Here is a 15,355-nt window from a genome sequence, read left to right on the forward strand (position 1 = left end):
GACAGGCTCCTAGGCGGCGGGCGCGGTGCGAGAACGGCGCGATTATACCTGTCTGAGTCGCCGATCAGGCTGATACCCATCATCGCGATTCAGCAAGCACCGCCGCTGCCACAAAAAAAGAGCCAAAGGCCAGCACGCGCTCGCCCTGCTTCGCCGCTGCGCGCGCCGCGGCGAGCGCCGCCGATACGTTCTCATGCGCGTCGAAGTGCGCTTGCGGCAGCGCCAGTGCCAATTGTTCCGCCAGCACGTTCGCCGGCAGGCCACGCGGCGTATCGCGCTCCAGCCCGGCGAGGTGCCAGTGATCGATTCTTGAACCCAGCGCGCGCATCACGCCAGCCACGTCCTTGTCGGACAGCGCCCCATACACTGCATGCACGCGACCACCAGGCTGTGTGTCCAGCCAGTCGGCAAGCGCGCGAGCCGCTTGCGGGTTGTGTCCCACGTCGACGATCAGGACAGGATCGCCGCCCAACGACTGCAGGCGTGCCGCCACCTTTGCCATGCGCAAGCCGATCGAGGCCACGGCCTGCAGATCCATGGCAGCCAACGGCGCATCGATGGCACGCAAGGCATGCAAGGCGGCGATGGCGGCAGCGGCATTCGCGTATTGAACGGGTGCGGCGAGTGCAGGATCAGGCAAGTCCAGCGTGGGGCCGTCGAGATGATGCCAACGCCAGCCTCCGGCCAGGCGTTCCACCGAGAAATCCGCGCCAGCCCGCGCCATCCGGGCACCGATGCGACCCAAGGCTTCGACCAAGCCTGCCGGCGGATCGAGTTCGCCAACGATGGCCGGCCTGCCGGCGCGCGCAATACCGGCCTTTTCCACGCCGATGGTGTCGCGGTCCGGCCCCAACCAATCCATATGGTCGAGATCGACCGTGGTGATGATGGCCACGTCGGCATCGACGATGTTCACCGCATCGAGTCGCCCGCCCAAGCCCACCTCGAGCACGGCGACATCGAGGTCGGCGCGCGCGAACAGGTCGAGTGCCGCCAGCGTGCCAAACTCGAAATACGTCAGCGAAATATCGCCGCGTGCCGCCTCGATGCGCTCGAAGCTCGCGATCAGCAGGCTGTCATCCGCATCGGCACCGTCGATGCGCACGCGTTCGCGGTAATGCATCAGATGAGGTGAGGTATAGCAGCCCACGCGGGACCCTGCGGCAGACAGCATGGCCTCCAGCATGGCCACGGTGGAACCCTTGCCATTGGTGCCGCCGACGGTGATGACACGTCGCGCCGGCGCCGGTGCGCCCATGCGCTGCCAGACCGCGCGCACGCGGTCGAGACCTAGTTCGATGCTGCGCACATTGACGCGTTCCTGGTACGCCAGCCATTCGTCGAGTGTGCGGGTCATGCGCCCGCTACTCCGGCAGTGGCGCGGTCGAATGCGGCGTAGCAGCGCTCGATCAGGGACGGGCTGGCGGACATCCAAGGGCTTCCGGCTGTGAAACGGGTGCACAGCTTAAAGCATGCTTGCCGTTGGGATGATTCCGACCGGACATCCGGTTGTAGCTACCACTTGCCGTCATCCCAGCGAAAGCTGGGATGACGGCAGAGAGCAAGCACGCAGCCTCAACCCCACAGATGAATGCCACTGGCGCGCAACACCCAGTACATCCCGAATGCCGTCCAGAACATTTTCTTCAGCGCACGTGCCGCAAGCAGCGCCAGCAGCAGTCCCAGTAGCAGCGGCAGGTGTTTTTCCAGCGTGCTGCGTATGTTGTCGATGATGTTCATGCCGTCCCCTCCCGCACCCCATCGGTGCGGGAGGCATCATCGGCTTCGCGCGCTACGCGCGGCAGGGAATCCCGTCAGTCATCGCGGGTGACAAGCATCACAACGGGGCACGGCGCAGTCGCAAGGCATTACCCACCACGGACACGGATGACAGGCTCATGGCCAGCGCCGCAACCATCGGCGACAGCATCACGCCCAGCAGCGGATACAGCAGGCCCGCCGCCAGCGGCACGCCTACCGCGTTGTAGACAAAGGCAAAGAACAGGTTCTGGCGGATGTTGCGCACCGTCGCCTGCGACAGCGAGCGAGCGCGCACGATGGCCGTGAGCTCGCCTTTCACCAGGGTCACCTGGGCGCTTTCCATGGCGATATCGGTGCCGCTGCCCATGGCGATACCGACATCGGCGGCGGCCAGCGCCGGCGCGTCGTTGATGCCATCGCCGGCCATCGCGACGCGCTTCCCCGCCGCACGCAAGCGCTGGACCACGGCGGCTTTGTCGAGTGGCGACACGTCTGCATGCACTTCATCGATGCCCAGGCTGCCCGCCACCGCCTTGGCCGTGGTGGCGTTGTCCCCGGTGAGCATCACCACGCGCAGGCCGGCCGCATGCAGGTCACGGATCGCCTGCGGCGTGCTGGCCTTGATGCGATCGGCCACGGCCATCAGGCCCGCCAGCGTACCGTCGATGACCAGATACATGACGGTGGCACCGTCGGCGCGCAACGCGTCGGCTCGGGTGCGCGCCGCGCCGTCGGGCTCGACGCCAATGTTCGCCAGCAAGCTAAGGTTGCCTAGCGCGACAGCATGGCCCTGCACCTCGCCTTCCACGCCAGCACCGGTCAGCGTGCGGAAATGGGACACGCCCGGCACGCTGACGCCGGCCGCTTGCGCGCCCGCAAGGATGGCGCGCGCCAGCGGATGCTCGCTGGGTTTCTCCAGCGCCGCTGCCATCGCCAGCAGTACTTCACGTGCATGGGCGCCCAGGCTGACGACCTCGGTCAGCGCCGGCCTGCCTTCGGTCAATGTGCCGGTCTTGTCCACCACCAAGGTGTCGATCCCGCGCAGGGCTTCGATGGCGACCGCATCGCGGAACAGCACGCCGTTCTGCGCCGCGCGACCGCTGGCCACCATGATCGAGATCGGTGTGGCCAAACCCAGCGCGCAGGGACAGGCGATGATCAGCACGGACACGGCCGCAATCAATGCATGGGCCAGACGCGGATCCGGTCCCAGCAACGCCCAGCCCGCAAACGCCAACGCGGCGACTGCCACCACGGCCGGTACGAACCAAGCCGCCACCCGATCGGCCACCCGCTGCAGCGGCGCCTTGCTGCGCTGGGCCTGGGCCACCAGCGCCACGATCTGCGCCAGCATGGTTTCGGCACCCACCTTTTCCGCACGCATCAACAACGCGCCGTCCTGGTTGATGGTGCCGCCCGTAAGATGCTCGCCCCTTGCCTTGACCACCGGCAAAGGCTCGCCGGTGAGCATGGATTCGTCGATATGGCTGTTGCCATCGAGCACCACGCCATCGACCGGCACTTTTTCGCCGGGCCGTATGCGCAGCATGTCGCCAACATGCACATCGTCCAGCGCCACGTCATGTTCACCGCCATCGGCGTCGACCCGGCGCGCCGTCTTGGGCGCCAGCCCCAGCAAGCCCTTAAGCGCTTCGCCGGTACGCCTACGCGCGCGCAGCTCCAGGAAGTCGCCCAGCGTGACCAGGGTGACGATGACCGCCGCCGACTCGAAGTACACGCCCACGCGGCCGTGCATATCGCGGAAGCCCGCGGGAAACAGCGACGGCGCGAGCAAGGCCACCGCGCTGTAGACCCAGGCCACGCCTGTACCCAGCGCAATCAGCGTGTACATGTTTGGTGACCACGGCCTGAGCGAATGCCAGCCACGCACGAAGAACGGCGCACCGCCCCACAACACCACCACGCTAGCCAGCAAAGCCTCAGCCCACGCGGCGGCACCGCCCCACGGGGCCGGCCAGTGCCAGCCGAACAAATGCGGCCCCATCGCCAACACAAACACCGGCAGGGTGAGCGCGGCCAAGGTCCAGAATCGACGTGACATGGCGCGCAACTCGTGGCCATCGTCTTCGTCCAGGCTTGGCATCATCGGCTCCAAGGCCATGCCGCATTTCGGGCAATGACCAGGACCGATCTGCTGCACTTCCGCATGCATGGGACAGGTATAGGTGGCGCCGGCGATGACTGGCGCGGGCGCACCGCCTTCCTGCAGGTAATGCGCGGGATCGGCCATGAATTTGTCGCGGCAGCGCTGGGCACAGAAGTGATAGGTCAAGCCGCCGTGCTCGGCGTGATGCGGCGTGGTGCGTGGATCCACGCGCATGCCGCAGACCGGATCCTTCTCGGTGTGCGCTACGTGATCATGATGCGCATGCTGTTGCTGTTCGAGCGGGGCGCTCGAAGCCGCGCCGCCGCCACAGCACGACTTCTGCGCCGGCTCGACCGCTTTCGCTTTGGCGCCACAACATCCTTGCTGGTCGGCGCTCATGCCTCGCCCTCCTCGTCAGCCAGCGCGCGCAGGATCGGACATTGATCCGGTGAACCGTGACCGGGACAGGCCTCGACCAGTTGCTCCAAGCCATTGCGCACACGGGTGAGTTCGGCAATGCGCGCGTCGATGGCGGCCAGGCGCTCCTGCGCACGCTTCTTCACCGCCTTCACGCCGCGCTGGCGATCGGCAGACAAGGCCAGCAGATCGCGAATCTCCTCCAACGTGAAGCCAAGATCCTTGGCCCGCCGGATAAAGCGCAGCTGCCGTACGGCACTGACGTCGTAGCTGCGATAGCCCGAGGCGCGCCGCAGCGGCTCGGGCAACAGCCCTTCGCGCTCGTAATAGCGAATGGTGTCGATCGCCACGCCGACGCGCTTGGCGACGGCCCCGATGGTCATGGGTGTGCTTTGAATGTCCATGCAACAAGTCTAGACCTTTGATCAAGGTCCAGGGTCAAGCTCCATGCTGCGACGGCTGATGTTGTGGAGAGTCCCTAACCTTGGCATTGACGCCTATTACCTTGGCACTGGCCGTTAACGATGGCACTGGCCAGCCCGAATACGAGGCTGACGATGCGGTCGGCGCTTGACCAATGCCCGCCACCAAACTCTTGGCTATCCTCGACAACTGACCCTATAAGCCCCCGCCACTCAAAGCAGGGGCGTCGCCACTTGTAGAACGCCGCTGAGCTCATGTCCCGCTGGCGACGGTGCTGGCGTGTCGGCCTTGGCTTGCCAAAGCACGGCCAGATTCTGGCTATTGGTAAATCGCGACTTCTTCGTGGAACTTCTCGGGTCAGCCTAGGAGAGGGGATAGAAGACGTCTGCTGCTGCGAAGGTGCATCTTGTTGGCGCAATGCGCCCCCGGTTGCCAGGATTGCAAAGCAAAGTAACCATTACCTTGAGAATTTCTCGATATTCCTCAGGATATTTTGAATTACTTGCCGTACACGAATACTTCTTGCGGCGACCGTTCAATCTTTGGCTTTGAGGCCGACACGCTGGCGGATGCGTATCGCCAGCGGAATGGCGAAGATGAGGGCAATAGCCGCCGAAAACCCCGCGTCGAAGTACCTCCCGGCAAGCGAGGGATAGGCCAAGGTATGCTCACTCGTTGGCCCTGCATAGATCGCAACGACCCGGTCGTTGTAGATGAGTCTGCCGACCGAGTGCGTGCCTTGTCCAAGCTGATCGTTGATGCCCGAGTAGGCATGTGCGGTCGTGATCGTGCCGGCCGGGGTTCTGAGGGACAGGAGATAGGAAGGTCCGCTACGCCCCATCACCAACTGGGGATCGTGGCTCAGCGTATCGAGTTCGAACTGGCATTCGCCGGAGGTTGCCTGGTGTTCGACCGCCGGATGGCACGATGGATCCTGCTGGAACCGCCGCAATGCCTGTGCCTCAGATGGAATGAAAGCAAGGTTGTAGAGGGCGCATAGCGTTGCGATGACGACGATCGCACCCAGGAAGGCGTTCGTCCCTTTGGTTTGGGGCATGGAGCCTGGAGGAGCCATCGGTCAACGTGACAAACGAAGTTCAAACGGTCGGTGGACGCCAAGCTCCGGTGCATCAGGATAAAGATGCTCAAGCTCCACACGCCTGAGGGTAAAGTCCTTGCGATTTTCCATGGCCAAATTCAACTCCATAAATCCGCGTTGAAGACCGACCTACCGGTAGCTGTCCGCCGCTCTGTCCGCAAAAGCTTTCGCCTTCAATTCCCGCAAGTAATCAGCCAGCATCTCGCTATAGGCCGCATCATTACCACGCTCCTTCCAGGATGCGGTTTTTTTTAATGATGAAGCCAACGGCTGCAAGTCGTACCACGCCATGGAAATTTTCACGGACCGGTTCACTGCCTCAAGTGTCAACGTGTCAACGGGGAGCAAGGTACGGAAACCCGGGATATAGCTGCCGCGGATGTCTTTAAGCTGGCCCCAGGAGTAAAACCGGCCATAGTGCACGCCCTCCCGATAAATGCCGATGCGGCTGCGCGTGAGAGCAAATATAGCCAGCCGCTTGCGCTTTATCTCGCAAAGAAGTTGATCCATACGCTTCGCATCCCTGAGAACAGGAAGCATGAGACCGCGATCGAAGCAGTACCGTCAAGCGAAAATGGTCGCGGAGTAAGTATCGAGCGATTCGGCGCCAATTCCTCGTGCCTTCGCGCCGCTGATGCAGCGCTCGCCCAATCCATGCCTGTACCACGATCGACGAGGCTTCCCGACGCGAGCAACGGGCAGCATCAGAGCTGTCACTGGGTTCCGCTCGCAGGAAATGCACCCGCGTCAAAGCCGACAATGCCTGTCTTGACGGACACTCGTCCCATGCTCGTTACCCTTCGCATTGCGCCGCAAACCTCTTCAAATGCGACACAACTTCTGGGTAATCTGCCACTAAAGCGACCAAGCAAGCACTCACTTTGCCCACGCCAAAAACATGATATTCACATGCGTTCACTACGTTATCGTCAAATGTAGTAAGTACACGCTTCCACCCGTTCTTTTCCAAGTAGCCATCCATGTCATCGTGCATGACCTCCGCTTCTTTTCCTGCACATTGAAATTCGCCGCACCCCCTCTCTAAAAAAGAATCCAGAAGAAGCATGCCTTTCCTACGATCCTGTTCGCTAAATGCCGGAAATAGGACTGCAAATGGCCGTGGCACGGCATCTGGAATGCTGTCACCGAGTGACCCGCAAAAAATCTCCTTTTCCCCAAACTGAATTTTTTCGAATGACATCGCTGTTCGCCCGTCAGGCCATTTCGCTTAACTGGAAAGTTGGAATTTCGCTTCGTAAATGCCGACTCCAAGACATCCACCGCGCCTGAAGCCTTGCGCGCCCGGGTAAAGCTTCCTTCACGTGCCGCCCATGAAGGCAACAATGTCTTGACGGCCTTCACGCATGGCGCCCTGGGTGCAGTGGCCGCGGCCAGGGTATCTGTTCTTCGGTGAACTTCTACGTCTGCATGGCAAAACCACCTCGTTGCTTGGGGTTAGTTTCGCCGAATCTCTCCACTTTTGATCGGCTCAAATAGCCGGGAAGTGATCACACCCCGGACGCTTCCCCAACAAGTGGTTCTTAGCAACGACACCCATGTCCTCATCGTCCCTCCAGCCAGAGGGAAGCGCCCTATAGCCAGGGCGCTCTATGAAGTGATGCTGCAACGATTTGATACATCGATGACTCAGTCGATAAGCGCGGCGAGCACATGGCGCGGGTCTTTCTCGATCGCACGCAGAAGGGCACGCGCGGGCCCCGTCGGATGGCGACGCCCCTGCTCCCAGTTCTGAAGCGTGCCAAGGTCGACGTCAATCACTTTGGCGAACTTCGCCTGCGAGAGCTTGGTCAGTGAGCGGATGCGCTTCACCTGCTCAGACGCCACGTAGGTCTCGCGCGAAGGCGCACGCTCACCTCGACGCATTTCATCCATCTGGGTGACGCTCTGCAGCAGTTCGTCGAAAAACTTCTTGTCCATGGTCATCTCCACTGCTCGATCACTTGCTTGAGGGCCGTCTTCTGCGCAGCAGTCAGGTTCTCAGCCTCATTTTTTGCCTAAGCCAGCAGCAGGGAATTTGCGACTCACTGGCAAAGTAGTAATAGATCACGCGTGCACCGCCTCGCTTGCCATGCCCTTTGGCGGCCATCCGGATCTTCCTGAGCCCGCCGGTACCGGGTATCACGTCCCCTGCCTCAGGATCATTGGCCAAGTCACGCTGGAATTCAGCGTAGTCCTCGTCGTCAACAAGGGCGGAGATCTGGCGGGTAAAGACCGGAGTCTCTATGAAGATCATGTCCCACTATGCGTCAGTGGCGCATATGCGTCAATGGCGTAGCTGTCGTAACCGCCATGTTTGACTTGTTCGAGGGCCGGCAGGGATTCGTCAGGCGAGGCCTCATACCCCCGCAGCCGGATCTTGCGCGCAATAGACGTGGCGCCAGCGTGCCTTGCACGCTTGGACGCCAAGGTCGGGTGAGCAAGTTCACACCGGTAGCGCCGTCGTCTTCATGACGGTGCGCAGCGCCAGGGTCGACTGCACGCGCACCACACCCGGGAGCTGGGTGAGGATTTCGGTGTGGATGCGCTCGAAATCCGCCGCGTCCGCATAGACCACACGCACCATGTAGTCGGCGACGCCGGCCAGCAGGCAGCACTCGGTGACTTCCGGATGGCGCTGGATGGCCGCTTCGAACGTGTCGAGCGCCGCGCGGCCCTGCTGGTCGAGGGTGATCTGCACAAAGGCCGTGCCGGGAAGCCCGGCGGCCTTTTCGTCCACCAGCATCACGTAGCGCGCAATGACGCCTCGTTCCTCGAGCAATTTCACGCGGCGTAGGCAGGCCGAGGGGGATAGATTGATCTGATGGGCGAGCTCCAGATTGGTCAAGCGGCCGTCCTGCTGGAGCCGCTGGAGTATCGCCCTGTCGCGGTCATCCAGGGCCGGATCACTGATTGGCATAACATTCCAATAATTTGGCTAGAAATAGAATTTAGCTCCACATTATCGCGAAAACCATAGCCAAATGCGCGAGTAATTGCTTGATACCTAGATCATACTGCCGCCCTGGCTCTTGCTGCTAAACGCAGCCCTCCCATCATCCCTAGCGAGAGAAGCAAGTCATGCGCATCGGTGTGCCCAAAGAAATCAAGAACCACGAATATCGCGTGGGCCTCGTCCCGTCGTCCGTGCAGGAACTGGTGCACAACGGTCATCAGGTGATGGTGCAGGCAGGCGCGGGTCTTGGCGCGGGAATTACCGACGCCGACTACGTTGCAGCCGGCGCCACCATGGTCGAGGGTGCCGACCAGATCTTTGCCGAAGCGGAAATGATCGTGAAGGTGAAGGAGCCGCTGGCCGTCGAGCGCAAGAAGCTCCACAAGGGCCAGATCCTGTTTACCTATCTGCATCTCGCCCCCGATGCGGAGCAGACCCACGACCTGATCGCCTCCGGCGCCGTCTGCATTGCCTATGAAACGGTCACCGCGCCGAATGGCTCGCTGCCGCTGCTGACCCCGATGTCCGAAGTCGCCGGTCGTCTCGCTCCGCAGGTCGGCGCGCATGCGCTGGAGAAGGCGCAGGGCGGCCGCGGCGTGCTGCTCGGTGGCGTTCCGGGCGTGCCGGCGGGTGAAGTGGTCATCCTGGGCGGCGGCGTGTCCGGCACCCACGCGGCAACCATCGCCGTGGGCATGGGCGCCAAGGTGACCGTGGTCGACCGCTCGGCCGATGCGCTCAAGCGTCTCGCCACGCAGTTCGGCACCTCGATCTCCACCGTGTTCTCCACCCGTTCGGCCATCGAGGAGCTGGTGCGTCGCGCCGACCTGTTGATCGGCACGGTGCTGGTGCCGGGTGCCGCGGCACCCAAGCTGGTGACGCATGACATGGTGCGCACGATGAAGGCCGGCTCGGTGATTGTCGACGTCGCCATCGACCAGGGCGGCTGCGTGGAAACCTCGCACGCCACCACCCACTCCGACCCCACCTATGTGGTGGACGGCGTGGTGCACTACTGCGTCGCCAACATGCCGGGTGCGGTCGCTCGCACCTCGACCTTTGCGCTCAACAGCGTGACCCTGCCCTTCACCCTCGCCCTGGCCAACAACGGCTGGAAGAAGGCGTTGCAGCAGGACGCCCATTTGCGCAACGGCCTCAACGTGTCCGAGGGCCAGGTGACCTGCGAGCCGGTCGCCCAGGCGCACGGCCTGCCGTACGTGAAGGCGGAAACCGCGATCGGCCTGTAAGGCCTCGCAAGCATGGCCTCCCTGTGCTTTGCGCAGGGAGGCCGTGGTCCCGCTGCAACACCTCTGATTCAGCACACGCGCCCGCGGGTCCAAGCCCGCCCGGATTCGCCAATCCCCGAGGCGCCTGCGCTGCCTGCCGGCAGCGCTATCTTTTGCATGATTGACGCCCCTCCGATGAGCGCGTAGCGTCCGCCGGGCGTCCGGGCTGGTCTGTCTGGCGCATCGGCACCTCTCCTTCGATGAAGCACGCATGCTGTGCACCTCCGCCCGGGCACCTGCGCAGCCGTCGAAGTTCGTGCATGCGCGGTGCCAGCTGCGCTCATCAACCTCATCACGGCCCTCTCGAATTGGCGGAAAGCAGTCTGCCGCCTGCACCAGGACACCCGGTGAATCGGGCACTGATCGCGTGATCAGCCGTCAAGGACCCTCGACGACCTCAGCAGTGATGTGGAGGACCTGTCATGGCAGTCGTATACCGTCGTTATCTGCAAGGAGGGCTGATCGCTCTCGCCTGCGCCTGTGCCGGAGCCGTCATGGCCCAGGACATGGCCACCGTGTCGCCAAGCACGACCAAGGTGCTGATCGACAAACCTGACGTGAGAGTGATGGAAGTGAACGTGAAGCCGGGCGAAGCGATCCCGATGCACTCGCATCCGGAGAACGTCGTGTACTTCGTCACCGGCGGAAAGATCAAGACGACGACATCCGACGGAAAAGTGACCGAGACCACGCGCAAGCCGGGCGAAGTGTTGTGGAGCGCCCCCATCACACATAGCAACGAGAACGTGGGAACGACCGCGGAAAAGGTCATCGTGATCGAGCTTAAGTCAGCCAAATAGCCAGTCGCGCTTGACCAGTGAAACGGCTCATCATGAGGTCAGGTGGAAGCGGCCCATGCCACGGCGTTTCATGCGTTTGAGTGACATCGGCCAGGCACGGCCTGGCCGGTGTTCACTGCCCTGTCCCTAGGTGCTGACGTCGCCGTGAGATCATGCGCATCCCGTTACCTGGCAAGCACGGGTCCGGGATTGAAACTAGCGAACGGGTTCGTATCGATGTAACTGTTGCGTCCGAGCAAACGAAGTCTGGTGTTCACCCCTACGACTACCTGGCCGGGAGTGCCTCATGCCTGATTCGTCCGACACGTCACCGCCGCCGCACCCGTTCTTGCGCTGGACCGTGATCGCCATTGCCGTCACGGTCCTGGCTCTAGCGTTTGCCTACGTCGCCGGCTGGCTCACGCCGCAGCGACTGACACCGCAGCGCATGGTCAGCGACCTGCAGACCAACAGCGGCCTGTATCCCGGATTCCGCCGCAATCATGCCAAGGGCGTCTGCGTCGCCGGCTATTTCGAAGGCAACGGAGCGGCGTCTGCCTATTCCACGGCGTCCGTCTTCGAGAAGGCCAGAACGCCAGTGATAGGCCGCTTTTCGATACCCGGCGGTAACCCTTATGCGCCGGACGGCGGCACGCCGGTTCGCGCTCTGGGGCTTCGCTTCAACCTGCCCAACGGCCAACAATGGCGCACGGCCATGATCAACACACCCGTGTTCATCGTTTCGACTCCCGCAGCATTCAACCAGCTGACCGTGGCGACTCGCCCTGATCCGGCTACCGGCAAACCCGACCCCGCACGCGCTGGCGCCTTCTTTGCTTCCCATCCTGAAACTGCAGCATTTCTCGGCTGGGCCAAGACCAACAAGCCTTCGGCAAGCTTTGCGACCGATCGCTACGACGCCCTCAACGCGTTCTATTTCGTCGACACCCACGGGCAACAACACGCGGTGCGCTGGCGCTTCGAGCCGGAGGCCAAGGACGAAGCCGGTGCAGGTCCGAAGGCCGACGACAACGACTATCTTTCGCAGGACTTGCGGCAACGCCTCGCGACCACACCGCAACGTTGGCACTTGCTGGTGACGCTGGCCGCGCCCGGCGATCCGACCAACGATGCCACCAAGATGTGGCCTGCCGACCGCACGACCATCGATGCCGGCACCCTGGTCATCGAAAGCGAACAAGCGCAGGACAACGCCCCCTGCCGCGACATCAACTTCGATCCCACCATCCTCCCCGCAGGCATCGTCATCTCCGATGACCCCTTGCTGCCGGCACGCTCGGCGGCCTACGCGGATTCCTATCTGCGTCGCACCCGCGAAGAAGCGCGACTCCCCGGCGTAGCCCATGCCGATACGCCCAAGCCGGAGACCAAGTGATGACTGCACCCAGGGCTTTCCATCCGCTGGCGCGCCTGCTGCACTGGACCATGGCCGTGCTGGTGCTGACGATGTTGTTCATCGGCGTGGGCATGGTCTCGACGGTATCGTCGAAGCATCAGTGGCTGCTCGCCATCCACAAGCCACTCGGCATCACCATCCTGCTGCTGGTCGTGTTGCGCATCATGGTGCGCCTGCGATTCCAGCCACCGGCGCTGCCTGCGGACATGCCTGCCTTGATGAAGTTTGCCGCCCACGCATCGCACTGGCTGCTGTATGCCTTGATGCTGGCCATGCCGCTGATCGGCTGGGCGATGCTGTCGGCCGGCGGCTATCCGGTGATGCTTAGCAGCTCGTGGCGACTGCCGGCGATACTCCCCGCGAGCCCGGTGCTATTCGCCTGGTTGCGCGAGGCGCACCAATACCTCGCCTACCTGTTCTTCCTCACCATTCTTGGGCATATGGGGGCTGCGCTCTATCACGCCCTGATTCGGCGCGATGACGTGTATCCCAGCATGACGACCGGCTTCCCTGCTCCCGTCGAGATTGCGGAAAAGCCGCTGGAGCATATCGAGCCACCGGCACCGGAGGTCCTGCCTCCGTCCGATAACGCCGGCTGATCAGCGTTCGCGCGCACGCATGGCACGCGTGCGCGCGGCCCGGGTCGCGCCTGCCGAACGCCCGGTGGCGCCCCTGGCACCCGAGGCTTTCTTTGCGGCCGCCTTGGATCCTGCTGCCTTCCTCGTGCGCGCGGCCTTTTTGACTGAGGCGGAACGCTCTGCCGCCGTACGCGCCGAAGCCGCTTTACGGGCCTGCCGCGACAACGCCGTCGTCGAGGCGGCAGCGCTCCCCTCACGCTTCAACGCATTCGTGGACGCGCGGCTGCGTGTACGCGAGGTTTGCTTCGCCGTCTTCTTCGCCGCGGCCTTCTTGGCCACGGGTTTCTTGCGCGCGCTCTTCTTGCCTGCCGCCTTCTTGGCCGGCACATCGATGCCGGCACGACGCGCCTCGGACAAACCGATGGCTATGGCTTGCCTGGCCGAGCGCGCGCCATGCTTGCCTTGGCGAATATGCTCGATTTCCTCGCGCACGAACTCACCGGCCTGGGTACTGGCCGACTTGCCTTCACGCTCGTCCTTGCGCGCACGAGCCAGGGCTTTTTCACTGGGCATCACGCTGCTCCGAAGACGGGAAGAGGTAGCCATGCTGCAGCTTCTGCCGTGAAGTGTGGGGCAAGGAAAGCTCAAGATGCCGCAATGCGCTTCACGCGATGGCACTGTCCTCAGCCGGATCTTCCGCCGCGACGAAGCCGCCGGTCTGCCGCTGCCACAGTCGCGCATACAGGCCGCCACGCGCGATCAGCTCCGCGTGCGAGCCGGTTTCCACGATTTGGCCCTTGTCCATCACCACCAGGCGGTCCATGCGTGCGATGGTGGACAGACGATGGGCGATCGCGATCACGGTCTTGCCGCGCATCAGCAGGTCGAGACTTTCCTGGATGGCTGCTTCGGCCTCGGAATCCAGCGCCGAGGTCGCCTCATCGAGGATCAGGATCGGGGCGTCCTTCAGCAATACGCGGGCAATCGCGACACGCTGGCGCTGGCCGCCGCTAAGCTTGACGCCGCGCTCGCCCACATGCGCGTCGTAACCGCTGCGACCCTCGCCATCCACCAGTTGCGGAATGAATTCGTCGGCGCGCGCCTTGCGCACCGCCTCGATCATCTGCGCCTCGGTCGCGTCGGGGCGGCCGTACAGCAGGTTGTCGCGCACCGAGCGATGCAGCAAGGAGGTGTCCTGGGTCACCACGCCGATCTGCGCGCGCAGGCTTTCCTGGGTGACCTTCGCGATGTCCTGGCCGTCGATGAGGATGCGCCCGCCTTCCAGGTCGTACAGCCGCAACAGCACGTTCACCAAGGTGGACTTGCCGGCGCCAGACGGGCCGATGACGCCGATCTTCTCGCCGCCGCGCACCGACAGGTTCAGCCCGGCGATCACGCCGCCCTTCTTGCCGTAATGGAAGTGGATGTCCTCGAAGCGCGCGGCGCCCGCGGTCACCTCCAGCGGCATGGCGCCGTCCTGGTCCTGCACCGCACGCGGCCTGGAGATGGTCTCGATGCCGTCCTGCACCGTGCCCACGTTCTCGAAGATGCCGTTGACCACCCACATGATCCAGCCGGACATGTTGTTGATGCGGATGACCAGGCCGGTGGACAGCGCAATCGCGCCCACGGTGACCTTGCCCTGGCTCCACAGCCAGATCGCCAGCGCCGAGGTGCCGACGATGAGGAATCCGTTGATGATGGTGATGGAGGCGTCCATCGCCGTGGTGAGACGCGTCATCGAACGCATGCGCTTGATCTGTTCGCCCATCGCATCGGCCACGTAAGCCTCCTCGCGCTGGGTATGCGCAAACAGCTTCAGCGTGAGGATATTGCTGTAACCGTCGACGATACGACCCATCAGGCGCGAGCGCGCCTCGGACTGCCGCCACGAACGTTCCTTGGTGCGCGGCACGAAGTAAGCGAGCGTCAGCACATAGGCCAGCAACCACACCACCAGTGGCGCGGCCAGCCAGAAGTCCGCCTTGGCGAACATCACGATGGCGCTGCCGGTATAGATGGCCACGTACCAGATGGCATCGACGATCTGCACGGCCGATTCGCGCAGTGCACCCGAAGTCTGCATGATGCGATTGGCGATGCGGCCGGCGTAGTCGTTCTGGAAAAAACCCAGGCTCTGGCGGATCACGTAGCGGTGGTTCTGCCAGCGGATGCGGTTGGTGAGGTTGGGCACGATGGCCTGGTTCACCAGCAGGTCGTGCAGCCCAATCAGCACCGGCCGCGCGAGCAGGGCCACGAAGCCCATCCACAGCAGCTCGCGACCATGCTGCTGGAAGAAGTCGGCCGTCGGCGCCCCCTTGGCCATGTCGACGATGCTGCCGATGAAGCCGAACAGCGACACCTCGACGATGGCCACGCCAAAGCCCACCACCAGCGCGGCGGCGAACACCGGCCAGACCTGACGCAAGTAGAACACGTAGAAGCGCCACACCGATGCGGGCGGCATGCCGTCGACGGGCTCCTTGAAGGCGTCGATCAGCGATTCGAACCAACGGAACAGCATGGGGATCGTCCTTG

General features: G+C 63.2%; 16 protein-coding genes. 4 read left to right on the forward strand and 12 right to left on the reverse strand.

Annotated elements, in window-relative coordinates; translation table 11 throughout:
• Nucleotides 1-79 precede the first annotated feature (79 nt).
• The 10 genes from folC to OUZ49_RS09715 all read right to left on the reverse strand — a co-directional run bounded on the left by folC (nt 80) and on the right by OUZ49_RS09715 (nt 8,724).
• The gene (folC, locus tag OUZ49_RS09670; protein ID WP_266150170.1) at nt 80-1,357 is read right to left on the reverse strand and encodes a bifunctional tetrahydrofolate synthase/dihydrofolate synthase; all 1,278 of its coding nucleotides are present in this window, start codon (nt 1,355-1,357) and stop codon (nt 80-82) included.
• 218 nt (nt 1,358-1,575) lie between these two features.
• Nucleotides 1,576-1,740, reverse strand: a complete 165-nt coding sequence (locus tag OUZ49_RS09675; RefSeq protein ID WP_266150171.1) for a hypothetical protein — start codon at nt 1,738-1,740, stop codon at nt 1,576-1,578.
• A 97-nt stretch (nt 1,741-1,837) separates the two neighbouring features.
• Nucleotides 1,838-4,267, reverse strand: coding sequence for a heavy metal translocating P-type ATPase (locus OUZ49_RS09680; protein ID WP_266150172.1), 2,430 nt, complete (start codon nt 4,265-4,267; stop codon nt 1,838-1,840).
• Entirely contained in the window at nt 4,264-4,689 is a 426-nt protein-coding gene (locus OUZ49_RS09685; protein WP_266150173.1) for a MerR family transcriptional regulator, read from the reverse strand. Before OUZ49_RS09685 ends, OUZ49_RS09680 begins: the two co-directional genes overlap by 4 nt.
• Nucleotides 4,690-5,243: 554 nt before the next feature.
• Nucleotides 5,244-5,765: a hypothetical protein gene (locus tag OUZ49_RS09690; protein WP_266150174.1), complete on the reverse strand. Its 522-nt coding sequence runs from the start codon at nt 5,763-5,765 to the stop codon at nt 5,244-5,246.
• Nucleotides 5,766-5,936: 171 nt separating this feature from the next.
• Entirely contained in the window at nt 5,937-6,317 is a 381-nt protein-coding gene (locus OUZ49_RS09695) for a hypothetical protein (RefSeq protein WP_266150175.1), read from the reverse strand.
• Nucleotides 6,318-6,600: 283 nt separating this feature from the next.
• Complete coding sequence (locus tag OUZ49_RS09700; protein WP_266150176.1) at nt 6,601-7,008, reverse strand: hypothetical protein; 408 nt, start codon at nt 7,006-7,008, stop codon at nt 6,601-6,603.
• 446 nt (nt 7,009-7,454) lie between these two features.
• Nucleotides 7,455-7,745 carry a NadS family protein gene (gene nadS / locus OUZ49_RS09705; protein ID WP_266150177.1) on the reverse strand — a complete coding sequence of 97 codons (291 nt, stop codon included), beginning with the start codon at nt 7,743-7,745 and terminating at the stop codon, nt 7,455-7,457.
• A gap of 52 nt (nt 7,746-7,797) precedes the next feature.
• A complete protein-coding gene (locus OUZ49_RS09710) occupies nt 7,798-8,061 on the reverse strand; it encodes a hypothetical protein (protein WP_266150179.1) in 264 nt (87 codons plus the stop codon).
• 189 nt (nt 8,062-8,250) lie between these two features.
• Nucleotides 8,251-8,724, reverse strand: a complete 474-nt coding sequence (locus tag OUZ49_RS09715) for an Lrp/AsnC family transcriptional regulator (RefSeq protein WP_266150180.1) — start codon at nt 8,722-8,724, stop codon at nt 8,251-8,253.
• 161 nt (nt 8,725-8,885) lie between these two features.
• Between OUZ49_RS09715 and ald the strand changes: the two genes are divergently transcribed.
• The 4 genes from ald (at nt 8,886) to OUZ49_RS09735 (ending at nt 12,838) form a co-directional block, all read left to right on the forward strand.
• Nucleotides 8,886-10,004 (forward strand): alanine dehydrogenase, encoded by a 1,119-nt coding sequence (ald, locus tag OUZ49_RS09720; RefSeq protein WP_266150181.1) that lies wholly within the window; start codon nt 8,886-8,888, stop codon nt 10,002-10,004.
• 533 nt (nt 10,005-10,537) lie between these two features.
• On the forward strand, nt 10,538-10,843 hold the full coding sequence (locus OUZ49_RS09725; RefSeq protein ID WP_266150182.1) for a cupin domain-containing protein: 306 nt from the start codon (nt 10,538-10,540) through the stop codon (nt 10,841-10,843).
• A gap of 286 nt (nt 10,844-11,129) precedes the next feature.
• Nucleotides 11,130-12,218 carry a catalase family peroxidase gene (locus tag OUZ49_RS09730; RefSeq protein WP_266150183.1) on the forward strand — a complete coding sequence of 363 codons (1,089 nt, stop codon included), beginning with the start codon at nt 11,130-11,132 and terminating at the stop codon, nt 12,216-12,218.
• A complete protein-coding gene (locus tag OUZ49_RS09735) occupies nt 12,218-12,838 on the forward strand; it encodes a cytochrome b (RefSeq protein ID WP_266150184.1) in 621 nt (206 codons plus the stop codon). The genes OUZ49_RS09730 and OUZ49_RS09735 overlap by 1 nt, the downstream gene beginning before the upstream one ends.
• Here the strand turns inward: OUZ49_RS09735 and OUZ49_RS09740 are convergent, their stop codons facing one another.
• Both OUZ49_RS09740 and OUZ49_RS09745 read right to left on the reverse strand, forming a co-directional pair.
• Nucleotides 12,839-13,390, reverse strand: a complete 552-nt coding sequence (locus OUZ49_RS09740; RefSeq protein ID WP_266150185.1) for a DUF6496 domain-containing protein — start codon at nt 13,388-13,390, stop codon at nt 12,839-12,841.
• 91 nt (nt 13,391-13,481) lie between these two features.
• Nucleotides 13,482-15,338: an ABC transporter ATP-binding protein gene (locus OUZ49_RS09745; protein ID WP_266150428.1), complete on the reverse strand. Its 1,857-nt coding sequence runs from the start codon at nt 15,336-15,338 to the stop codon at nt 13,482-13,484.
• Nucleotides 15,339-15,355 lie beyond the last annotated feature (17 nt).

This window comes from Dyella halodurans (genome assembly GCF_026283925.1).
In the GTDB taxonomy this organism is placed as follows: Bacteria; Pseudomonadota; Gammaproteobacteria; order Xanthomonadales; family Rhodanobacteraceae; genus Dyella; species Dyella halodurans.